Raw genomic sequence first — 19,114 nt, 5'->3', positions numbered from 1 at the left:
TCTTCTCCAAAGCAACTCGGGGTTTAACGCTCGATACTGACAGGCAGTCTTCCGCTCCAGGGCCGATCTGACACCAGGGCGGCGGCGGCACTCACCTGACTCGCTTTGGAATCGTCGTAGGCGCAAATCAGCGTCGGCAACGGCCGGACGGCTGCAAGAGCGTAAGGACTTCCAAACGAGATGAATACGATGCGCGGATTGACAGCCCGCAGGTCCTCGAGCGCCTTCAGGTGCGCCGGGGCCAGATCCGCGCTGTTGTCGCCCACGAAGACTTTCAAGTAGGCGGCCACCACCAACACATCGCAGCCGCGCGCCAGGGTGCGGGCGGTCTCCAGTTCGGCGGGGGTGGGTACCAGTGATAGACGGACGTGCTCGAAGGGGCGCAACTGCCCGAGGGCAGGGACAAATTCGTCGCTGTCGCGGCCGAAGGCTCCCGCCCCTTCGAAGTTGGTGAGGCTCACCACCCCCAACCGGCGTTCGGGGGCAAGCGGCAACAGGGGAACCCGATCTTGCACCAGGGTGAGGGCGCGGCGGGCGATGCGCTCGGCCGCCTGCTGGTGGGCAGGATTGCCCAGAATGGCGAGACCAGCCAGATTGACTTGTGAGGAGCGATCCAGACCCGCCCAGGCTTTGGCTTCAAGAATGCGGCGCACCGAGCGGTCGAGCCGCGCTTCGCTCAGGCGCCCCGCGCGCAGCGCCGTCTTGATGGCTTTGGTACCAATCTCGACGCCCACCAGCGGCGAATGCTCACCTTTAGCATTCAGCCCGGTCGGAATGACCAGCACGTCGCAGCCCGCTTCGAGGGCGAGCAGTTGGGCGCGGGCATAATCGCCCTTCGCGTACTCGATGACCGCTCCCATCCCGAGCGAATCGGTGTAGACCAGGCCGCCAAAGCCCAACTGCCGCCGCAAAAACCCCTCGATCACTCGGGATGAGCAGGTGGCGGGCACCGGCTCGGGATCGATAGCCTGCACCCAGAGGTGGGCGGCCATGACCCCGTGGGGAGCGCGGCCGGCGAGCACGCTGCGAAAGGGCTTCAGTTCGACTTGTTCTAGAGCGACCAGGTTGCCTGGAAGGGCCGCCAGTTCGCGGTGGGTGTCGGCGCTGACGTTACCGTGGCCGGGGAAGTGCTTGGCGGTGGCCATCGCCCCCTGAGCCTCCAGCCCCGCGATGTAGGCCGCCCCCAGGCGGCTCACCAAATCGGGCGACTGGCCGAAGGAGCGCACGTTGATGATCGGGTTGCGCGGGTTGTTGTTGACATCGAGTACCGGCGCAAAGACGACGTGCACCCCCAGGGCGCGCGCCTCGCGGGCGGTAATCTCGCCCGCCGTGCGGGCCAGAGCCGCGTCTCCCGCCGCCCCCAGGGCCATGGCGATGGGCAGGTCCGTGGCCCCGTCGATGTAAGCGCCCACCCCGCGCTCAAAATCGGCGCTCACCAACAGCGGCACCGCACTCAGCGCCTGCAGGGCGTTGAGTTGCTCCGCCAGGGCGCGCGCCCCAGTGCGGTAAATGATCAATCCCCCCACCCCAAAGCGCTCGACCAGCACGCGCCCCTCCTCGGGCGATTCGAGCATCGGCATCATGACTTGGCCGATTTTCGCTTCGAGGCTCAGGCCCGCCAGGGTGCGCTCCACCCAGTTGTGGTGAACGCGGGCGAGGGCAAAAGCAGGCTGCAGCAGCGGCCACAGCCCACCCAGGGCGCACAAAGAAAACAACCGGCGGGAAATCATCGCCCCATTTTAAGGGCGGGGGCCGCTAGATCGGCACGATCGAGCGCTGGCACTCCGGGCAAACCGCGTGGATGGTCAGCTGGCAGTCGAGCAGCTTGAAACCGCGCTCGGTGGCCGCCTTCGAGCCGATGGTGAGAATCGGGTTGCTCTTAAATTCGATGGTGCGGTAGCACTTGACGCAGACCAGATGGTGGTGGTGGTGCGGATAGGGCTGGTTGATTTCGTAGTGCTTGTGGCCTTCGGCCAGTTCAAGCTCGCGCAGGATGCCCATGCGCGCCATCAGCTTCAACGTGCGGTAAACCGTCGAAAGGCTGATGCCGCTCGATGTCTCCAGCCGTGCGTGCAGCTCCTCGGCATTGAGGTGATTGCCCTCCGGCAACTCCTGGAACACCTTCAAAATCGTCTCGCGCTGGGGAGTCATCCGCCAGCCCTTCGAATTGAGTTCCGCTTTGAGGGCCGCCGATGTGTATTGGGTAGAGTTGACCATGGGCCGTTCTCAAAAAGCTTTGCTTATTGACAATATACACGAGCAGAACCGGGAATGGGCAACCCCGACCGGCAGAGATCTAAATAAATGTGATCCATTGTCTACAATTTGTTACAAAAAGGTAGCACCGCGCAGCGACTGGTTTTGTAGGCGCATCTGGCGCAAGCCCTCGGCCAGTTTCTCAAAAGCGCCGGCCTCCTCGCCGGTAGATTTTCCCGCTTCGATCCAGTCGCGCACATCAAGTTCGAAGCGCGCCAGGTCGTAGTGGCGGTCGAGCACGAGCAAAAAGCGACCCACCTCGACTTTGTGCAGGAAAACTCCCGGCCAGCTCAGCAGCGGGGCAATCTCCCCCACCCACACCAGCGCCGTCTCCGGAGCCAGCAGGTGCACCTCGACACCGTCGGGTACCGGGGTGAACTGGGTGCCCTCGACCAGCTTGACGATCGCCGTCGCCATGTCGGGGTCGATCTCGCGCAGGCGAGTGACCACATCCTCGGGTAAGACCAGATAATAAGATTTCGAGGGACGTCCAAACTTTTTTGGTCGCCCGGTCTTGCCCTTTTTCTTCTCCCCCGTGGCCTTCGGCATGATAGCTATGTAGGATTCCGCGATATTTTGACTTTTGCTATGTAAAATACACTCAAAACCGACTTTCACGGAATAAATTATAACAACCGGTCCGGGCACGGACCAGCGGGGCGCAATGTCAGTAGGTTACGGGGCACACGGTGGGAGCGAAGTAGGAGATGTTACAGGGACTCAGCTTTTTAGGCCGGCAGGTGATTGTCCTCTACGAGTGCTACTGGGGACAACTCGGCCGCATCCGCGCCCTCGATCGCTCCGGGCTGTGGATTATTGAACTGGACGAAGGGGACGAGTACGGCCCGGTGGTGCTCGCCCTTGAATCGCAGGCTTTTCGTCTGGCGACCTGAGGCCCCGGATTCTGCCGATGCTCAGCTGCCCCCGGCGTTCTGGCGCCGGTCGACCTGGTTGGGAAAACCCGCCGCTTTCATGTTTTCGAGCTTGAAGGGCGGCTTGGCCGTCTCGGGCAGGTAGACATCGAGTGCAAAAGGGCTGGTCCCCGCCGCGACCTCAGCCAGCGAACCCACCCGCCGCCGGGTGATGGCGAGGGTGCCGTTGGCGTCGGTGATCTTGCCGAAAACATCGACATTTTTGGCCGGTTTCTCGGCAGGATTGACCGCTGTTCCCCGAATGCGGTAGCAGCGCGTCGGCACGTTGACCGAGTCGTTGAGGCTGATGCTCGGCCCCCCTTTAGTACCGGGGGGGCAGTTGACGACGGCGAGATCTTTGAGGGCGATTTCGATTTTGCTCGCTTCGCCGCAGCCGGCCAGGAGCAACACGGTGCACAACAGTCCACATCTGGCCCAGCACATGGTATCTCCTGCAAATATCCATCCCCGACGATAGTAAACCCCTGGAGATTTAGTGTCCGAAGGTTGTAGTCTGGGCGGTATCTTGCAAAATGTGCGGCATGCGGATTCTCGGTCTCGATCCGGGCGTGGCGATCCTCGGTTACGGAGTGCTCGACTTTTTTGACAGCGCTCCGCCGGTAGTGTGCGACTACGGCATTGTGCAGACCTCGGCAAAAACCGCCTTCGAAGCAAGACTTGCGGCCATCTACGAGGACATTAATAGTTTATTTTCCGCCCACAAGCCCGACTTGGTTGCTATCGAAAAACTCTTCTTCTACAAGATGGGCAACACGATCTCGGTGGCCCAGGCGCGGGGAGTGGTGCTCCTGTGCGCTGCCCAGCACGGGGTGCCCTATGTCGAATTCAGTCCGCCCCAGGTCAAACTCGCCCTCACCGGCGACGGCCGCGCCGACAAGCGCGCCATCCAGGAGGCCGTGCAGCGCGAGTTGGGGTTGATTACCATGCCCAAACCCGACGACGCCGCCGATGCCCTGGCCATCGCCCTGACCGGCTGGTTCCACCACCTGCCCCCCGCCGCCCGCGAAGCCGTTCCCGCCTACAGCGTCGGTTGAGAGAGCCGCGCTACGAAAGCGAAGGGCCACCCTCGGCGCTTGAGAGCACCGGGGAGGATATTGCCCCGGTGGCGCCCGACTCGCCTACGCCCTTCAGTTCAAAAATCCGGGCGATCACCTCGGCTACCACCCGGTCGGGTGTGGAAGCCCCGGCGGTTACCCCGACGGTCACTTCTCCGGCCGGAAGCCAGTTTTTGGTGCGCACCAGCGATTTGCTGTGCAAGTCGCGGTGCTCGATAAATTGCGCCGAGACCAGACGGTCAGCCCCGTCGATGTGAAAAGATGGCAAACCCCGCTCGACGGCAATCTCCTGCAGGTGGGTGGTGTTGGAGGAGTTGTAGCCGCCGATGACGACCAGCAGATCGAGCGGCTCCTCGACGAGCTTGAACATGGCGTCCTGGCGCTCCTGGGTGGCGTCGCAGATCGTGTCGTGGCTCATGAAGTGGTCGGCCAGGTTTGCGGGGCCGTAGCGGCGCATCATCGTGCGCTCGAACAACTTGCCGATGCGCTCGGTCTCGCCCTTGAGCATCGTGGTCTGATTGGCGATGCCGACGCGCACCAGGTCGCGGTCGGGGTCGAAGCCCTCGCAAGCCGCCATGCCGAAGTGGGCCAAAAACGCCCGGCGATCGCCGCCATGGAGGATATAGTCGCACACCTGCTGGGCCTCCTCCAGGTTGAGCACCACCAGATAGCGGCGGGCCCGCGAAGCGGTCGCCACCGTCTCTTCGTGCTGGTACTTGCCGTGGATGATCGAGGTGAATTCGGCCCGATCGTACTTGCCCACCCGGTTCCAGACCGCCGAGACCCAGGGGCAGGTGGTATCGACGATGACGCAGTTTTTCTCGTCAAGGATCTGCATCTCCTGGGTAGAGGCGCCGAAGGCGGGCAAGATCACCACGTCCTTCTCGCTCACGCGCTCAAAATCCTTGGGCACGCGCCGGCCGCTTTCGTCTTCGTCGAGAAAGCGGATGCCCATCGCGCGCAGGTGCTGATTGACCAGCGGGTTGTGGATGATCTCGTTGGTGATCCACAGCTGGCGGCCAGCAAACATGCGGTGTGTCTCGTAGGCCATCGACACCGCCTTATCGACCCCCCAGCAAAAGCCGAACGCCTCCGCCAGGCGGACGGTCACCCCGCCGCGCCGCAGTGTGTAGCCGTTGGCGCGAATTTCGTGGATGAGCGAAGATTCGTACTCCGCCTTGAGATCGTCCTGTACCTCGGCTTTAAGACCGAAACCCTTGCGGAAGTAATTTTTGGACTGCATCGGCGACTCCAGGGCCTACACCGCCATTTTACGGTCGATTGAAGTGCTCGAAGCCGGGAGCGGCGAGCGGCCGGTCTTCGGTGTCCACAACCCGGTCTCCCGCCACCGCCCGCCCGACGATCGCCCCGCCGATACCGATCGCTGCAAGCCGTTCCACCAGTTGCACCGCGGCACCAGGCTCCAGCGCAATCAACAGCTCGTAATCCTCGCCGCCCCCGAGCGCCCAGGCGATGGCCTGCTTTCCCGCCACCTGGGCTGTCGCCGCGTCGATGGGCAGGACCGCCAGGTCCACCACCGCGCCGCAGCCGCTTTGGGCACACACCTGGGCAATCGCATCGGTGAGGCCGTCGCTGGTGTCCATGGCGGCGGCCCGCCCGCTCAGCGCAAAGACGAGCGGCGGTACCTCCAGGCGTGGCTTGGGTCGCCGGTGGGCGGCGACCACCGCTTCGCGCACCGGCGACCCAAGGTGGGCGTAGCGCTCCGCCTCGAGCAGCACCGCGAGGCCCGCCCGCGAAGCGCCCAGATGTCCTGTCACCACCAGCGCGTCCCCCGGCCGGGCGGCGTTGCGTCTGAGTATCCGGCGCGGATCGACCGTACCGAGGGCAGTGACCGCCACGGTGCGGCTTTTGGCCCGGCAGGTGTCTCCCCCCAGCAGCAAGGCTCCCACCGGCGCGCTGCAGGCGGTGAACCCTTCATAAAACGCTTCCACCCACTCGACGCTCGTACCGGGGCTCAGCCCCAACCCGACGAGCATGCCGAACGGAGCGGCACCCATGGCCGCCAGATCCGAGAGGTTGGCCGCAGCGGAGCGCCAGCCCACATCGAAGGGACCGGTGGTGCGGTCGCCAAAGTGCACATCTTCGAAGAGCAAATCGGTGGTGGCCACCAGTGCCCCCGAACCGGGCGCAACCACCGCCGCATCATCGCCCCCCGGCACCAGGATGTGCGGGGCCTGGCCAAAAAAGCGGCCGAGCCGGGCAATCAGCCCCCGCTCACCCAGTTCGGCAATATCCACCTAGCGCAGCTGGCTGTAGACCACCTCGGAGATGGTGGGCACTTCCGCATAGCGGCCCAACAGACTCTGGACGATGCCATAGATGCCGAAGGCGAAGACGCCCAAAAAGAGCGTGTTGCCGAGGGTCTGCTGGATGACGTCGATGCCGGGCAGAAATGCGAACATGTTGACCAACAGCGGCAGCACCAGCGAAAACAGCGACAGGATGATGCCCACCAGCAGCGCCTGGAAGACGTTGAAGCGGATGAAGTGGCTGATGCTGGTGTTGTTGACCACCAGGGCAAACAGGGCGATAAAGACCGCGAGGCCGATAAAGCCCGAGTTGAGAAAATTGATGGGCGCCAGAATCTGGATGACGGCGCCGAGGCCCAACTGGCTAAGCAACGTGACGCCGTAGGCCAGTGAGGCCGCCATGGGAAGCAAATACGGGAGGCTTGCGAAGATGCGATCACTTGGAGAAGTACTGCCGCGCCAGCTCATAACAAATCTCGTCTACTGAATTAGGACTATCGGATCTGGGCAAGGTGAAAACCCATACGGCAACGGTAGCGGCCGGCGTGGGGCGAGGAGATGTCCTCGCTTGCGCACAGCAGATGCTCGCCGCGGTGTCGGGGGCGCCCCTGCCGGTCGGCGTAGAAACACACAGTACAAACCGGCTCCGCCGATGTGACCGTGTCGCGCAACAGCAGTACCAGCCGGGTCTCCTCCACGGTTCGTCCCCTTGCTCCCCTACATTCTGCCCTACGTGTGTCCATCCGTCTAACCGCAGCGCCAGCGGCCCCGGCCCCGGGCCATCCACTGCCGCTCCCATTCGCTCCACTCTCCCGGCACGACAGCCGTTTGCCATTCGGCGGCCCAGGCCGCCGTCAGTGAGGCTATGACTTTGTCTACGATCAGATCCGGCTGAATTTCGGCAAGGCCCACCACCGCCTCGGCAGCCTGCTCGGGAAAAAGCCGCGCAAGCCGTTCCCGCTCGGGTGCCAGCAAAATCGCGCCGTGCTGCAGTACGGTGTCGCCCCGGCGCACCTGGGCGCTACCCACCAGCTTGCGCCCCCGCCAGAGCAGGTCCGCCGAGGTGGCACTGCTGAAGCAGCCGGGCCGGCGGACGTACTCGCGCCCTCCCCGGCCGAAACCGACCTCGATGCCCAGATCCGCCAATCCCTTCACCAAAAAGGCGCACAGCCGGGCATAGGTTTGGCCGGTCGAGCCGCTCAGGCCGCGCACGGCGACGGCGTAGGTGAGATCGCCCTCGTGCCAGACCGCCCGGCCGCCGGTCGGGCGGCGCACCTTCGGGAGCGCCCGCCAGTGTTCCGGAAAAACGCTCTGGTGAAATCCGAGGGACAGGGTGGGACGTGCCCAGGTATAAAACCGCAGGCTGGGCGGGCTCAGCTCCTGGCGCAGTGCTTCGAGCATCGCTTCGTCGGCGGCCATCAGGGCGTCGCCTTCGTCGCACTCAAAGGGCAGCAGGCGAAAGTTCAAGCCGGAAAAGGGGCGGTCCCGCCGAACTGTTCGATGAGCGGCTCGTCGTACTCGTCCGCCAGGGTGGCTACGATCGTGATCGCCCGTGAAATTTCGGCGGGGTCGAGGCTATCGAGGGTGCGCATCGTGTGCAAAGCCACCTCGTTTTCGCGTAGGCAAAAGCGCGCCTCCCAAGTCTCAAGCCAGTTGGAGCGCAAGAGGTGCGCGTAAAGCTCGCCGGTTTTGGCGGAATTCTCGGGCAATTTCATCACCGGCGCCCAGACCGTGAGCGTGTCATCGTTCGATTCACCGCTCATCACCACGAAGACGCGTACGGTGCCGTACTTGAAGATCCACATCAGCCCTTTGTCGCTTTCTTTGAGCTGGGCAAAGCGAACCGAGCCCTCCATAGCCAGACTGGCGATCACCGCTTCCACTTCCTCGCGGTGGGTGGCGAGGTGAAGCTCTGCGTTGCTGAGCGCTTCTTCGTGCGTGGTCATCCTGTGTGCCTCTCCTTGCCCTGTCGGGCAGGTATCATCTGCTGTTTTGGCCCATCCCGGGTACTCTACCAGGATTGAGGCACTGTCCGCATGTCGCCTGGGCGGCATCTCGTCGCTATCATAATAAAGACCTGCAAAGCGCTTTATGGTAACTGTCTCCGCCTTGGGTTCATCGCTTCTGGAAGTTCTCGCGGCCGAAGAACGCAAGCGCATCTTGAGTCTGTGCCAGAAGATCAGCCTGCGGCCCGGCGAAGCCGTGGCCACCGACACCGTCGGCCCGATCGTTTATCTGGTCGAGGCGGGGGCATTTATCGAGCGCATCTACTACGGAGCGCGCGCCGTGCCGATCGTGCACGTCACCGGCCCGGGGGATCTGCTGCAGGCCAACCGCCTGTTCGTCTCCTCCAGCCTCTACCGCACCGAACTGCGCGCCATCCACATCGAGAACAACAGCCTGCTGGCCTGGCCGGCGGCCGACTTTTTGGCGGCGCTGCGCACCACTCCCGAGGGACTTTTGTACCTGTGTTCCTGGAGCAACCAGCAAATTCAGACCAGCCGGGTGCAACTGTACGAGACGGTCGCCCACTCCGCCTACTACCGCCTGGTCAATCTGCTCGCCAGCCTCGCCAACCGCTACGGCTACCGCAACTCCAACGGCTCGACGGTGCTGTTGCCCCTCAAGCTCACCGTCAAGGACATCAGCGAGTGCATCAACGTCTCGCGCGAAACCGGCTCCAGTTTGTTCAACAAACTGCGGCGGCGCGGCGTGGTCGGGGCCGGTAAATTCATCAAAGTCGAACTGTCCAAACTCAGCGAGTATGCCGCCACGCTCGAATAAGCCCCCAGCCGGAACAGCCCGGTACAATGGGAGCCGGACGCATTGCACCGATCCCCATGAGCGCACCCACCCCCTCGCTTGTCTCGCAACTGGCCCAGAGCATTCTGCTGCGTGACTTTCGGGAACGGCAGTTCAAAAGCCGCTTCGCGGTGCGCCGCGTGGGGCAGCCCTCCTGGCGCGCAGCCCGCCTGTGCTTCTCGCCCAGTTTGGCCCCGGGCACCGAGGCAATCTGCCCCGGTTGCCGCAACTACGCCCAATCGCCGATGCTGGTGTGCGCCATCTATCCCCAGGGGCCAGGGGATGCTGTCTGCCGCGACTTCCAGCCGCATGATCCGCCCGAGGCGCTATGACTCCGGACGGGCGACCACACCGTGCAAAAAGATATCGCTGATGCCGCGCACCATCTCGTCCATCTCCAGGATCTGGCCGATCGAGCCACCGCCGCTCATCGTCTGGTCGCTGAAGCCCGCGATCGTGAACATCCCCAAAAACACCCGCGCCACCACCTTCGGATTCATCGGACGATAGGCGCCCCGGTCCATGGCCGTCTGGAAAAAATCTTCGGCGACATCAAGCATGCGGGCGATCACCTCGCTGTGCACCCGGTCGCGCAGATCCGGATGGAACTGTGCTTCGAAGAAGCACACTTTCATCAAATCCATATTCGAGTGCATGTCGCGCATGCGGTTGCGCATGACGTTCTCGACGTGGGTGTAGCTCGCCATCTGGCTCAGTTCGGTCAGCAAATCGGTGAGAATTGTCACCCAACCGCTGGTCACCAGTTCGATAAGGATGTCTTTTTTGGTCGGAAAGTACCGGAAGATCGTCCCCTCGGCGATCCCCGCCCGCTTGGCAATCTGACTGGTCGGCGTGTTACCAAAGCCTTGTTGCGCAAACAGATGCTGTGAAGCATCGAGAATCTTGCGGCGATTGTCTGTAGATGGGGCCTCTTCGCGGAGGGCCGGTCTGAAAAAGCGCATGGTCCAACGCCTCCAAGTGAGTCTCTGCGGGTATCCTAACCGCACGAAATGTTTATTCTCGAAAAAGGACCACATACTGACGCAAGAGTTTACGTTCCTTGACATAGGACACGCACCATCTTTACCAGTTGCACAGGGCACCGCAAAGAACGCGGCTGTTTGAGTTAGAACTGATTTGTAAATTTGCCGGACCAATGAAACTTCGAAGGCGGCAGTTGATCGGCTGGGGTGCGGCGGGGGCCGGGGCCGTAGCGGCGGCGGCGACACTGCCGGGGCTGTGGCGCCATTGGCAGAGTGCCCGGGTACCGCCTCTACCCGAGAGTGCCCCGCCGGTAAGCGGCATGCAGCCACTGGCGCTGTTGCGCGAATTTGATTACGGCACCCTCAAGCAAGAAAACGGCCGCACCGTGCGCGAATTTCGCATCGAAGCGCGCACCAATGCCATCCAGCTCAACCCGGCCGTTTCCTTCGTGAGCTGGAATTTCAACGGGCGCGTGCCGGGTCCGACTTTGCGGGTCAAAGCCGGCGAGCGGGTGCGGGTGCTGTTTGTCAACCGGGGCGGCCACGCCCACTCGATGCACTTTCACGGCATCCACGCGAGCGCCATGGACGGCGTGCGCCCGGTGCGCAACGGCGCTGCGACCATCTACGAGTTCGACGCCGAACCGTTCGGGGTGCACCTCTATCACTGTCATGTCTCGCCGGTGGCCCGCCACGTGAGCAAGGGGCTCTACGGTCTATTCATCGTCGATCCGCCCGGGGGAAGACCGCCCGCCGACGAGATCGCCCTGGTGATGGGCGGCTTTGACCTCAACGACGACGGCCGTAACGACATCTATGCCTTCAACGGCGTGCCCAACTACTACCTGCGCCACGCCATCCCCGTCTACCAGAATCAGCCCATCCGGCTCTATTTGCTCAACATGATCGAGTGGGACGCAGCCGTTACCTTTCACCTGCACGCCAATTTTTTCAAACTGCTGCGCAGCGGCCGCGCCCTCGCAGCCGACGAGGAGGCGGACGTGGTCACCATGGGCACCGCCGAGCGCCACATTCTCGAATTTGCCTACCGCGACCCTGGTACCTATATGTTCCACCCCCACCAGGACGCGATCGCCGAAAACGGATGCATGGGGCAGTTCCGGGTGCTGCCTATGGACGGCTCGGCCACCCCGGTTGAGCCTGGCCACGGCGGCCACGGCTGAGGCTTCGTGGTTACAAAATAGTTGCAAGTGATTACTATTAACAACGGGACCGATCTTGCCGGGAGACCATGCACCAGACCGTTGTGCGCCGTTTGTTACCACTCGTTGCCATCACAGCTTTGCTCATCGCCTGCGCCGCCGAGACCGAAGCGCCGAAGCCAACCGCCACCGCCTCCGCACCCGCCACCGAGTCGATGGCGATGGGCGGTGGCCGCAAAGTCAACATCAACACAGCGATTTTGTCGGAATTGGACAAATTCGAAGGGCTCCTGGCCATCCCGGCGCTGTCCAACCGCATCCAGGCGGCCCGGCCCTACGCTAGTCCCGAGGAATTGGTGAGCAAGAACGTGCTCACCCAGGAGCAGTTCGATCGCATCAAAGACCAGGTGACCGTCGAAGAAATTGTCCTCACCGGCCGCGAGCGCGATGTCGATTACCTCATCAAGCTCGGCCTGATGCGCGGCCACCTGATCGTTGCGCGCGAGCTCATCGAACGCCAACAGCCCGAGCACGCTCTACCCCACTTCGGCCACCCGGTCGAAGAAATTTACCTCGACATCGAGGAGCAACTGGCCGAGCGCCAGGTGCCGGAATTCAAATCCGACCTGCTTAAATTGCAGGATCTGGTCAAATTCAAGCCGGATAGCCCCGAAATTACTCCGGGGCTATCCGCCGCCTTCGCAGCCATCGACCAAGCCGAGCAAGCCATCCCGGCCGCTGAGCGTACCCAGCCTGCCATGGTACTGGGAGTCATCGATGGGCTGCTTGAAGCGGCCGCCGCCGAGTACTCCGCCGCGGTCAACAACGGCAAGATCGCCGCGCGCATCGAGTACGAAGATTCGCGCGGCTTCGTGCTCTACGCGGGTCAACTGTACGCCACCATCGGCCCCCAACTCGACAAAGCCGACCCCAAAACCGCCGAGGCGATCGCCGTGGGTCTGCGCAAACTGGCCGGCGCCTGGCCCACCATCGAGGCGCCCAATCCCCCGGCTTTGAGCGCCGAGGAAGTGGCCGCCTCGGTGAAGTCCGTCGAACAAGCCGCCCAGAAATTCGCCACCTAGGGGAGTCGCTATGGATTTTGCCGCCGCTTTGCCCACCTTTGCCATCACCCTGCGCGAGGGCGTCGAGGCCGCCCTGGTGGTCGGGATCGTGCTTGCCTGCCTCAAAAAAGCCGGGCATACCCACCTGAACCGCTGGGTGTGGGGCGGCGTGGCAGGCGGCCTTGCCGCAAGCACCGCGGTGGGGCTGCTGTTCGGTTGGCTGCTGGGCAATCTGAGTACCGCCAACCAGAAGTACGCCCCGGCCGTCGAGCCGCTGCTGGAGGGCATCTTCGGGGTGCTTGCCATCGGGATGCTCAGCTGGATGCTCATCTGGATGACCCGCCAGGCGCGTACCCTCAAAGGCCAGGTGGAAGCCTCGGTGGGCCAGGCACTGGGCCAGGAGCGCGCCGCCGGTTGGGCCATCGCCTGGCTGATTCTGTTTACGGTGCTGCGCGAAGGCTTCGAGACGGTGCTGTTTGTCACCTCGTATTTTCGCCAGGGGTTCGTACCGGCTTTTGGGGCGGTGGCGGGCATCCTGGTCGCCGTCGCCATCGCCGTATTGCTCTTTAGGTGGGGTGTGCGTATCGACTTGCGCCGCTTCTTTCAGACGATGGGACTGCTGCTGCTGCTGATTGTCTCGGGGCTGGTGGTCACTTCGCTCGGGCACTTCGACGCCGCCCTGCGCGCCCTTGCCCAGATCGACCGCGCCTCCGAGTCGCTGTGTTTTTTGAGCGAACGGTTTACCCGCAACGCCTCGTGTGTCCTGGGACCGCAGGTCTGGGACGGCACGCGCATCCTGCCTGAAAACCAGCCTCCGGGAATGCTCCTTGGTGCATTGTTTGGCTACGCCGAGCGGCTCTATCTGGTGCAGGCACTCTTTTACGCCCTGTTTCTGGTCGGGGTGGGCAGTGTCTACTGGCAGAGCGTCACCGGCAAACCGCTGCTTCCGCTCAAAAGTCGCGGTGGCGCTACGCGCACGCCCACGGCCTGATCCTACCCACCGTTAAGATCTTTTGCGGGTGGAGCAATAATCCGCCAACATTGGCGGCGAGGGGCTACACTGCCTCCTAAGTGTCTGCCGCAAGGCTGTTCTGGAGCGTCTTATGTCGCACTCGGTCAAAATCTACGACACTTGCATCGGCTGCACGCAGTGCGTCCGTGCTTGCCCCCTCGACGTCCTGGAGATGGTTCCCTGGGACGGCAACAAGGCGGGTACGATTGCTTCCTCGCCGCGGACAGAAGATTGCGTGGGGTGCAAGCGGTGCGAAACCGCCTGTCCCACCGACTTTCTGAGCATCCGCGTCTATCTGGGAGCGGAGACTACCCGCAGCATGGGTCTGGCCTACTAAATCGGCCATATATAGTGTCATCATCCCAAAGCCCTCGGGGAATTCCCCGGGGGCTTTACCCTTGAGCTTCTCCCTGACGGACAGGCGCTTCGGTCGCCGCCTGACTTTGCTGCTGCAGGGCAGTCAGGCCCGCCCGCTCCAGTGCGTCGAACACCGGCAACGGCTGGGTATCGCCAAGGGTCTGTAAATTGCGCACCGCTTCAAGCAAATTCGGGTCCGACCCGAAGCAGCAATCACGGCCGTTGGGCAGCAAACTCGGGTCGGACATGGGCAAATCTCGCGGGCTTCGCTCCTATCTTGAACGCAGTGAACAATTTCGGCAAAAAAAGAGTTCACAATCGATCAATCCAAAGTAGATTAGTAGTCCCTAATACAAAAAAATTGCAGGGCTCGGCTTAATTGTTAAGGAACTTTTGCTAGTGCTGGGGAGTCACCGGTGAGTTGGGACGATCCGTTCGCTTCATTGTTTCGTCAGGCGGAGAGCGGCAGCCAGTTTCCGCCGGTGGTCGAGCACTATGACCGGGGAAAGACGATCTTTTTTCCGGGTGACCCGGCGGTGCGCGTTTATTTTCTCAAGCGCGGCGCGGTCAAGCTCTCGCGAGTCTACGAGCACGGCGAAGAAATTACCGTGGCCCTGCTGCGCGAAAATAGCGTCTTCGGGGTGCTCTCGCTCATCACCGGCCATCGCTCCGACCGTTTTTACCATGCCGTCGCCTTTACGCCGGTGGATCTGATTGCGGTGGGCGTCGAGCAGATGGAGCGCATCATTCAAGAAGATCCGGACATTTCGCGGCTGTTGTTCCAGGGGCTCGCCTCGCGCATCCTGCAGACCGAGATGATGATCGAGACGCTCGCCCACCGCGACATGGGTTCGCGCCTGGAGAGCTTTTTGTTGATTCTCTGCCGCGATTTTGGCCTGCCCACCAAGGACGGGGTGACCATCGACCTCAGGCTCTCGCATCAGGCGATCGCCGAGGCGATCGGTTCTACGCGCGTGACGATCACCCGGCTTCTGGGGGACCTGCGCAAAAAGAAACTCATCTCGATCAGCAAAAAGCGGATCACCGTCCACGACCCGATCAAACTCGGCCAACGCTTCGCCTAGTACGGGCAAATACCTGGCTGTGGGCAGAGGCAGTACGGGTGCGGACTATCTAATCTGGATGAATCCGCCCCGATAGGTGATGCGATGAGAGCATTATCTGACGTTTCCCGCTTTGGCATTCTTGCTGTGGCTCTGATGTTGCTAATCAGTTGCGCCCCAGGCAGCGAGAGCCGCGAATCGGCAGAGCGTTCGCTCGAATATGCCGAGCGCTCGGTCGAGGCCGCCGGTCAGGCCATCCGCGAGCAGACCCGGGAAGCCACCGAGAGCGTCGATCGCAACATCGACCAGACCGGCCGCAACCTGCAGCGCACCGCCGGCGACACAGCCATCGTCACCAAAGTCAAAGGCATCCTGGCTGCCGACCCGCTGGTGCAGAGCTTTGCTATCGACGTGCAAAGCAGCGAAGGTGTCGTCACCCTGCGCGGCGAGGTCAAAAACGACGCCCAGCGGCGCCGGGCACTCGAAGACGCCCAATCCGTCAAGGGTGTGGTGCAAGTGGTCGACCAGTTGACACTCAAAAATTAGCCCTGGCTTGGGAGTGCAAATTGTCCGCACCGACCCATAGACTGTGGGTACTTTTTACCCGGAGTGCACCCGTGCGGAAAAAATCGCTTACCCTCCTTCCATGTTTATTGTTCTTCCTTGCTCTCCCGACATCTGCGCAGGAACAGCCCGACGATCCCACTAGGCGCACTTTTGGCAAAACAAAATCGCTGGACCAGCCTTCACAGCAAATCGTTTTCAGCATTCAAATTATCGAGTTGGATGGCACCGGGCTGCAGACGCTCAGCAAAGCCATTTACGGTACTCAACCGACCACCGGGACTCCGGCTTCTGCCGAAAATGCAAATCGTTTGCGGCGAGCGATTTTCGAGCAGGTGCGCGCCGGGCGCGGCCGTCTGGTGGTGGACACGGAACTGACGGTCGGCAGTGGAGAGAGAGCCGGATTCGACTCGCAACTGGATATGAATTTTACGCTTGCACCACAGGATCGCTCTAAACCACCGACCTTTTCGACCGTGCGCGCTGGCAACCGCCTGGAATTTGAACCTGCCGTACTGCCGGACGGCAATATTCTGACAAAAATCAGGGTTGATGCTTCGGTCGCCGCCGCCCGGGATCGTAATACAGGTAGGCCGATCGACATCACCAGAAGCTCTATTTACAGTACCCTGACCTTCCAGCCGAATCAGACCGTTGCCTTTGGCAATCTGACCAGCCTCGGCACCAGCGTGCCCATCCCCGCCAACCGCACCGAGCAGATCATCTTGATCACCCCAAGGCTAGTGAGCGCGACATGAGGCTATAATCCCGAAGGTGCGCTCGTCCGGGAACTGCAGCATGATCGACCGCGAACAGGTGAAAAAAGTCGCCTTTCTGGCCCGCCTGGAGATTTCCGAGCAGGAACAAGAAATGTTCACCCGGCAACTGGGAGCGATCCTCGACTACATCGCCGAGTTGCAGCAGGTGGATACTGAAGGCGTACCGCCCACGACCCGCGCCATCGAGGTCCATAACGTCGTGCGGCCGGACGCGCTGGTGGTGTTCGAGGACCGCGAAGGTATCCTCGAAAATGCGCCGGAGCGGGCCGAGGACTTTTTTAAGGTGCCCCGGATCATGGAAGATTGAGCGCCTGGCGCACCGGCTCGATGTCCGGCAGCAACCCGGCTGCGAGCAGCCCCAGCAGCAGGGCGCCAAAGAAAAACCGGTAAATCACAAAGACGAGCGTCGAGCGCGTCTGCAAAAACTTCAGCAGCCAGGCAATCGCCAGATAGCTGAAGACCGTCGAAGAGACAAAGCCCGCCACAATTGGACCGATACCGCCGCTGAAACCTTCATCGACCAGTACCTTCAGTTCGAGCAGGCCACTCAGAAAAATCGCCGGGATGGCGAGCAAAAACGAGAAGCGCGCTCCGTCCGCGCGCTGAAAGCCCAGAAACAATGCGGCCGTGAGTGTCGAACCGGAGCGGGAGACCCCCGGTACCAGGGCCAACGCCTGGGCACAGCCGATCAAGATGCCGTCGATCACCCGGATGCCCTTCATCGTGCGCGTCCGCTTGCCCAGACTCTCCGAGAGCCACAGCAAGGCCGCCATCACAATCGAGGCGACGGCGATCACACTGAGCGCTCTCAGCGGCGAGCCGGGGGCTTCGAGGGTGGATTTGAGGGCGAGTCCCGCGATCACAATCGGGATCGTGCCCAGAATAATTCCCCAGAAAAGGCGCACCTCGCGCGATTGGGTGTCCCCGGTGCGCAGAGCCCGTACCGTCCCGGAGAGGATCTCGACGAGATCTTTGTAGAAATACGTGAGCACCGCGAGCAGACTGCCCAGCTGAATCACCGCCGAATAGGCCGTGCCCGGATCGGCCCAGCCCAGCAGGGCCGGTACGACCCGCAGGTGGGCGGTGCTGCTGATGGGAAAGTACTCGGTGATCCCCTGCACAAACCCGAGCACAATTGCCTCGAAGATGCCTATCTGCTGCTGCATGCCTTTTCCGGCTTGAAACTGGACTCAGGTTAGCAGGGAAGTACAGCCCAGGTCACCGGTGGCCGCGGGGATCGCACGGGCCTAATCGCCGTTGTGCCCGAGCAGTCCGCGCTTGGGGCCGTGGATCGGATCTTCGACGATGATCGTCTGCTCGCGGTTGGCACCGACCGAGACCAGGGCGATGGGCGTCTTCATCTGGTGGGCGAGAAATTCGAGATAGTCGCGTGCCTTGGGCGGCAACTCCTCGAGGGTGCGGCAGTGGCCGGTCGGTTCTTTCCAGCCGGGCAGAGTCTCGTAGACCGGTTCGCAGCGACCGAACAGATTGGCGTCGCTCGGAAATTCTTCGACCGTCTTGCTCGGGCAGTGGTAAGCGACGCAGACTTTGATGCTCTCCAGTTCGTCGAGCACGTCGAGCTTGGTGATGGCCAGGCAGTCGAGGCCGTTGATGCGCACGGCGTAGCGGCCGATCACCGCGTCGAACCAGCCGCAGCGGCGCGGCCTACCGGTGGTGGTGCCGAATTCGGCGCCGCGCTCCCCGAGGTGGCGGCCGACCTCGTCGCGCAATTCGGTCGGAAACGGGCCTTCACCGACGCGGGTGGTGTAGGCCTTGGCCACCCCGATCACCCGGTCGATGATCGTGGGTCCAACCCCCGCCCCGACGCAGGCGCCGCCCGCCACCGGGTTGGAGGAAGTGACGTAGGGGTAGGTGCCGTGGTCGAGATCGAGCAGGGTGCCCTGGGCGCCCTCAAAGAGAATGTTCCGGTGGGTGCGAACCGCCTGATCAATCAGCAGCGAGGCGTCGATAACGTAGGGCCTCAGTTGCTCGGCGTAGGCCAGGTACTGCTCAGCCACTTGATCGACCGCGAGCGGCGGCAGGTTGTAGAGCCTCTCGAGCAAGACGTTCTTGAGGGGCACGATCCATTCGAGTTTTTCGCGAAAGCCCTCCGGCTGCATCAAATCGAGCACCCGAAAGCCCGTGCGGCCGGACTTGTCGGCGTAGGTCGGGCCGATGCCGCGGCCAGTGGTGCCGATGCGGTTTTTGCCCCGGCGCTCCTCCTCGGCGATGTCGATGAGCCGGTGGTAGGGCATCGTGACGTGGGCCGTTTCGGCGATGAACAAATTCTTTGTCGAGATTCCCAGCTCTTCTAAGTGCCGGATCTCTTCGAGTAGAACCTTGGGATCGACCACCGTGCCGGAGGCGATCACACAGCACGTCTCGGGGTAGAGGATGCCCGAGGGAATCAAATGCAACTTGAAGGTCTGCTCGCCGACACAAACGGTGTGCCCGGCATTGATGCCTCCCTGGTAGCGGACGACGACATCCGCCGAGACACTGAGCAGATCGGTGATCTTGCCCTTTCCTTCGTCGCCCCACTGGGCGCCGACCACGATTACGTTAGCCAAAAGCTCTCAAACCCTTACGCCACCAAACAATCAAGAGTAAATCCTGACGGCCGCACCTGTCAATGCACAAACGATCATGAAAAAACCCGGAACCACGCGCCTGCCCAGAGCATCCCTTAGTGCTGCTACCGTCAGGTCCTGACACGGTTCGGGCGTCCGAGCCGCACGGGCCCAGGCTTTTTTATACTAGCCCAGGTCCGCAAGGCGGTGCAACTTTGAAAATCTTCCCAAGCGAAAACCCCAGAC

Annotated in this window: 26 protein-coding genes and 1 other RNA gene; 12 read left to right on the top strand and 15 right to left on the bottom strand. The window is 62.3% G+C overall.

Going from position 1 to position 19,114, the window contains the following annotated elements; translation table 11 throughout:
* Window positions 1–23 precede the first annotated feature (23 nt).
* The 3 genes from GLL_RS17055 to GLL_RS17045 form a co-directional block, all read right to left on the bottom strand.
* A complete protein-coding gene (locus tag GLL_RS17055; protein WP_011143295.1) occupies window positions 24–1,730 on the bottom strand; it encodes a glycoside hydrolase family 3 protein in 1,707 nt (568 codons plus the stop codon).
* Between the two features lie 25 nt (window positions 1,731–1,755).
* Window positions 1,756–2,217, bottom strand: a complete 462-nt coding sequence (locus GLL_RS17050; RefSeq protein ID WP_011143294.1) for a Fur family transcriptional regulator — start codon at window positions 2,215–2,217, stop codon at window positions 1,756–1,758.
* A 111-nt stretch (window positions 2,218–2,328) separates the two neighbouring features.
* Window positions 2,329–2,805 (bottom strand): hypothetical protein, encoded by a 477-nt coding sequence (locus tag GLL_RS17045; RefSeq protein ID WP_164929256.1) that lies wholly within the window; start codon window positions 2,803–2,805, stop codon window positions 2,329–2,331.
* A 158-nt stretch (window positions 2,806–2,963) separates the two neighbouring features.
* On the opposite strand from GLL_RS17045, the gene GLL_RS17040 reads away from it, so the two are divergent.
* Window positions 2,964–3,149: a hypothetical protein gene (locus GLL_RS17040; RefSeq protein ID WP_011143292.1), complete on the top strand. Its 186-nt coding sequence runs from the start codon at window positions 2,964–2,966 to the stop codon at window positions 3,147–3,149.
* Window positions 3,150–3,170: 21 nt separating this feature from the next.
* On the opposite strand, the gene GLL_RS17035 is transcribed toward GLL_RS17040, so the two are convergent.
* Window positions 3,171–3,578: a hypothetical protein gene (locus tag GLL_RS17035; protein ID WP_164929255.1), complete on the bottom strand. Its 408-nt coding sequence runs from the start codon at window positions 3,576–3,578 to the stop codon at window positions 3,171–3,173.
* A 122-nt stretch (window positions 3,579–3,700) separates the two neighbouring features.
* On the opposite strand from GLL_RS17035, the gene ruvC reads away from it, so the two are divergent.
* Window positions 3,701–4,222 carry a crossover junction endodeoxyribonuclease RuvC gene (ruvC, locus tag GLL_RS17030; RefSeq protein WP_011143290.1) on the top strand — a complete coding sequence of 174 codons (522 nt, stop codon included), beginning with the start codon at window positions 3,701–3,703 and terminating at the stop codon, window positions 4,220–4,222.
* A gap of 10 nt (window positions 4,223–4,232) precedes the next feature.
* Here ruvC and GLL_RS17025 read toward each other — a convergent pair whose 3' ends face one another.
* The 6 genes from GLL_RS17025 to GLL_RS17000 are packed head-to-tail and all read right to left on the bottom strand — an operon-like array spanning window position 4,233 to window position 8,459.
* Complete coding sequence (locus GLL_RS17025; RefSeq protein WP_011143289.1) at window positions 4,233–5,486, bottom strand: 4-hydroxy-3-methylbut-2-enyl diphosphate reductase; 1,254 nt, start codon at window positions 5,484–5,486, stop codon at window positions 4,233–4,235.
* Between the two features lie 28 nt (window positions 5,487–5,514).
* A complete protein-coding gene (gene thiL / locus GLL_RS17020) occupies window positions 5,515–6,501 on the bottom strand; it encodes a thiamine-phosphate kinase (RefSeq protein ID WP_011143288.1) in 987 nt (328 codons plus the stop codon).
* Entirely contained in the window at window positions 6,502–6,981 is a 480-nt protein-coding gene (locus GLL_RS17015; RefSeq protein ID WP_011143287.1) for a Tic20 family protein, read from the bottom strand.
* A 26-nt stretch (window positions 6,982–7,007) separates the two neighbouring features.
* Window positions 7,008–7,211 carry a hypothetical protein gene (locus GLL_RS17010; RefSeq protein WP_011143286.1) on the bottom strand — a complete coding sequence of 68 codons (204 nt, stop codon included), beginning with the start codon at window positions 7,209–7,211 and terminating at the stop codon, window positions 7,008–7,010.
* A 49-nt stretch (window positions 7,212–7,260) separates the two neighbouring features.
* Window positions 7,261–7,980, bottom strand: a complete 720-nt coding sequence (locus GLL_RS17005; RefSeq protein ID WP_164929254.1) for a lipoate--protein ligase family protein — start codon at window positions 7,978–7,980, stop codon at window positions 7,261–7,263.
* Window positions 7,977–8,459 (bottom strand): YbjN domain-containing protein, encoded by a 483-nt coding sequence (locus GLL_RS17000; protein ID WP_164929252.1) that lies wholly within the window; start codon window positions 8,457–8,459, stop codon window positions 7,977–7,979. Before GLL_RS17000 ends, GLL_RS17005 begins: the two co-directional genes overlap by 4 nt.
* A gap of 145 nt (window positions 8,460–8,604) precedes the next feature.
* On the opposite strand from GLL_RS17000, the gene GLL_RS16995 reads away from it, so the two are divergent.
* Both GLL_RS16995 and GLL_RS16990 read left to right on the top strand, forming a co-directional pair.
* Entirely contained in the window at window positions 8,605–9,297 is a 693-nt protein-coding gene (locus GLL_RS16995; RefSeq protein ID WP_011143283.1) for a Crp/Fnr family transcriptional regulator, read from the top strand.
* A 56-nt stretch (window positions 9,298–9,353) separates the two neighbouring features.
* A complete protein-coding gene (locus GLL_RS16990) occupies window positions 9,354–9,647 on the top strand; it encodes a hypothetical protein (RefSeq protein ID WP_164929251.1) in 294 nt (97 codons plus the stop codon).
* Here GLL_RS16990 and GLL_RS16985 read toward each other — a convergent pair.
* Complete coding sequence (locus GLL_RS16985; protein WP_164929250.1) at window positions 9,642–10,277, bottom strand: TetR/AcrR family transcriptional regulator; 636 nt, start codon at window positions 10,275–10,277, stop codon at window positions 9,642–9,644. The two genes, GLL_RS16990 and GLL_RS16985, sit on opposite strands and share 6 nt — an antisense overlap.
* Window positions 10,278–10,471: 194 nt before the next feature.
* Here GLL_RS16985 and GLL_RS16980 point away from each other — a divergent pair, with 194 nt between their 5' ends.
* From GLL_RS16980 to psaC, 4 genes are all read left to right on the top strand, one after another.
* Entirely contained in the window at window positions 10,472–11,482 is a 1,011-nt protein-coding gene (locus GLL_RS16980; RefSeq protein WP_011143280.1) for a multicopper oxidase domain-containing protein, read from the top strand.
* A 68-nt stretch (window positions 11,483–11,550) separates the two neighbouring features.
* The gene (locus GLL_RS16975) at window positions 11,551–12,543 is read left to right on the top strand and encodes a helix-hairpin-helix domain-containing protein (RefSeq protein WP_011143279.1); all 993 of its coding nucleotides are present in this window, start codon (window positions 11,551–11,553) and stop codon (window positions 12,541–12,543) included.
* A 10-nt stretch (window positions 12,544–12,553) separates the two neighbouring features.
* Complete coding sequence (locus GLL_RS16970) at window positions 12,554–13,513, top strand: FTR1 family iron permease (protein WP_011143278.1); 960 nt, start codon at window positions 12,554–12,556, stop codon at window positions 13,511–13,513.
* Window positions 13,514–13,625: 112 nt separating this feature from the next.
* Window positions 13,626–13,871: a photosystem I iron-sulfur center protein PsaC gene (psaC, locus tag GLL_RS16965; RefSeq protein ID WP_011143277.1), complete on the top strand. Its 246-nt coding sequence runs from the start codon at window positions 13,626–13,628 to the stop codon at window positions 13,869–13,871.
* 55 nt (window positions 13,872–13,926) lie between these two features.
* On the opposite strand, the gene GLL_RS16960 is transcribed toward psaC, so the two are convergent.
* Window positions 13,927–14,139: a hypothetical protein gene (locus GLL_RS16960; protein WP_011143276.1), complete on the bottom strand. Its 213-nt coding sequence runs from the start codon at window positions 14,137–14,139 to the stop codon at window positions 13,927–13,929.
* 168 nt (window positions 14,140–14,307) lie between these two features.
* Here GLL_RS16960 and ntcA point away from each other — a divergent pair, with 168 nt between their 5' ends.
* From ntcA to gatC, 4 genes are all read left to right on the top strand, one after another.
* Window positions 14,308–14,976, top strand: a complete 669-nt coding sequence (gene ntcA / locus GLL_RS16955; RefSeq protein WP_011143275.1) for a global nitrogen regulator NtcA — start codon at window positions 14,308–14,310, stop codon at window positions 14,974–14,976.
* Window positions 14,977–15,060: 84 nt separating this feature from the next.
* Window positions 15,061–15,501 (top strand): BON domain-containing protein, encoded by a 441-nt coding sequence (locus GLL_RS16950; RefSeq protein WP_011143274.1) that lies wholly within the window; start codon window positions 15,061–15,063, stop codon window positions 15,499–15,501.
* 71 nt (window positions 15,502–15,572) lie between these two features.
* Window positions 15,573–16,277 carry a hypothetical protein gene (locus GLL_RS16945; RefSeq protein ID WP_011143273.1) on the top strand — a complete coding sequence of 235 codons (705 nt, stop codon included), beginning with the start codon at window positions 15,573–15,575 and terminating at the stop codon, window positions 16,275–16,277.
* 40 nt (window positions 16,278–16,317) lie between these two features.
* Window positions 16,318–16,605, top strand: a complete 288-nt coding sequence (gene gatC / locus GLL_RS16940; RefSeq protein WP_011143272.1) for an Asp-tRNA(Asn)/Glu-tRNA(Gln) amidotransferase subunit GatC — start codon at window positions 16,318–16,320, stop codon at window positions 16,603–16,605.
* Here gatC and GLL_RS16935 read toward each other — a convergent pair.
* The 3 genes from GLL_RS16935 to ffs form a co-directional block, all read right to left on the bottom strand.
* Window positions 16,592–17,464 carry an undecaprenyl-diphosphate phosphatase gene (locus tag GLL_RS16935; protein WP_011143271.1) on the bottom strand — a complete coding sequence of 291 codons (873 nt, stop codon included), beginning with the start codon at window positions 17,462–17,464 and terminating at the stop codon, window positions 16,592–16,594. The two genes, gatC and GLL_RS16935, sit on opposite strands and share 14 nt — an antisense overlap.
* Before the next feature lie 81 nt (window positions 17,465–17,545).
* On the bottom strand, window positions 17,546–18,868 hold the full coding sequence (locus GLL_RS16930) for an adenylosuccinate synthase (protein WP_011143270.1): 1,323 nt from the start codon (window positions 18,866–18,868) through the stop codon (window positions 17,546–17,548).
* Window positions 18,869–18,948: 80 nt separating this feature from the next.
* An RNA gene (gene ffs, locus GLL_RS16925) (signal recognition particle sRNA small type) lies at window positions 18,949–19,046 on the bottom strand.
* Between the last annotated feature and the right edge of the window lie 68 nt (window positions 19,047–19,114).

This window comes from Gloeobacter violaceus PCC 7421 (genome assembly GCF_000011385.1).
Lineage (GTDB): Bacteria > Cyanobacteriota > Cyanobacteriia > Gloeobacterales > Gloeobacteraceae > Gloeobacter > Gloeobacter violaceus.
Note: the sequence above shows the minus strand (reverse complement) of the source record. Positions and strands in the feature narration are given on the sequence as shown.

Bases quoted from the DNA above. Each gene is read 5' to 3' on its own strand.
- GLL_RS17055 (WP_011143295.1), bottom strand. From the start codon at position 1,730: ATGATTTCCCGCCGGTTGTTTTCTTTGTGCGCCCTGGGTGGGCTGTGG.
- GLL_RS17050 (WP_011143294.1), bottom strand. From the start codon at position 2,217: ATGGTCAACTCTACCCAATACACATCGGCGGCCCTCAAAGCGGAACTC.
- GLL_RS17045 (WP_164929256.1), bottom strand. From the start codon at position 2,805: ATGCCGAAGGCCACGGGGGAGAAGAAAAAGGGCAAGACCGGGCGACCA.
- GLL_RS17040 (WP_011143292.1), top strand. From the start codon at position 2,964: ATGTTACAGGGACTCAGCTTTTTAGGCCGGCAGGTGATTGTCCTCTAC.
- ruvC (WP_011143290.1), top strand. From the start codon at position 3,701: ATGTGCGGCATGCGGATTCTCGGTCTCGATCCGGGCGTGGCGATCCTC.
- GLL_RS17025 (WP_011143289.1), bottom strand. From the start codon at position 5,486: ATGCAGTCCAAAAATTACTTCCGCAAGGGTTTCGGTCTTAAAGCCGAG.
- GLL_RS17015 (WP_011143287.1), bottom strand. From the start codon at position 6,981: ATGAGCTGGCGCGGCAGTACTTCTCCAAGTGATCGCATCTTCGCAAGC.
- GLL_RS17000 (WP_164929252.1), bottom strand. From the start codon at position 8,459: ATGACCACGCACGAAGAAGCGCTCAGCAACGCAGAGCTTCACCTCGCC.
- GLL_RS16995 (WP_011143283.1), top strand. From the start codon at position 8,605: ATGGTAACTGTCTCCGCCTTGGGTTCATCGCTTCTGGAAGTTCTCGCG.
- GLL_RS16990 (WP_164929251.1), top strand. From the start codon at position 9,354: ATGAGCGCACCCACCCCCTCGCTTGTCTCGCAACTGGCCCAGAGCATT.
- GLL_RS16985 (WP_164929250.1), bottom strand. From the start codon at position 10,277: ATGCGCTTTTTCAGACCGGCCCTCCGCGAAGAGGCCCCATCTACAGAC.
- GLL_RS16980 (WP_011143280.1), top strand. From the start codon at position 10,472: ATGAAACTTCGAAGGCGGCAGTTGATCGGCTGGGGTGCGGCGGGGGCC.
- GLL_RS16975 (WP_011143279.1), top strand. From the start codon at position 11,551: ATGCACCAGACCGTTGTGCGCCGTTTGTTACCACTCGTTGCCATCACA.
- GLL_RS16970 (WP_011143278.1), top strand. From the start codon at position 12,554: ATGGATTTTGCCGCCGCTTTGCCCACCTTTGCCATCACCCTGCGCGAG.
- psaC (WP_011143277.1), top strand. From the start codon at position 13,626: ATGTCGCACTCGGTCAAAATCTACGACACTTGCATCGGCTGCACGCAG.
- GLL_RS16960 (WP_011143276.1), bottom strand. From the start codon at position 14,139: ATGTCCGACCCGAGTTTGCTGCCCAACGGCCGTGATTGCTGCTTCGGG.
- GLL_RS16950 (WP_011143274.1), top strand. From the start codon at position 15,061: ATGAGAGCATTATCTGACGTTTCCCGCTTTGGCATTCTTGCTGTGGCT.
- gatC (WP_011143272.1), top strand. From the start codon at position 16,318: ATGATCGACCGCGAACAGGTGAAAAAAGTCGCCTTTCTGGCCCGCCTG.
- GLL_RS16935 (WP_011143271.1), bottom strand. From the start codon at position 17,464: ATGCAGCAGCAGATAGGCATCTTCGAGGCAATTGTGCTCGGGTTTGTG.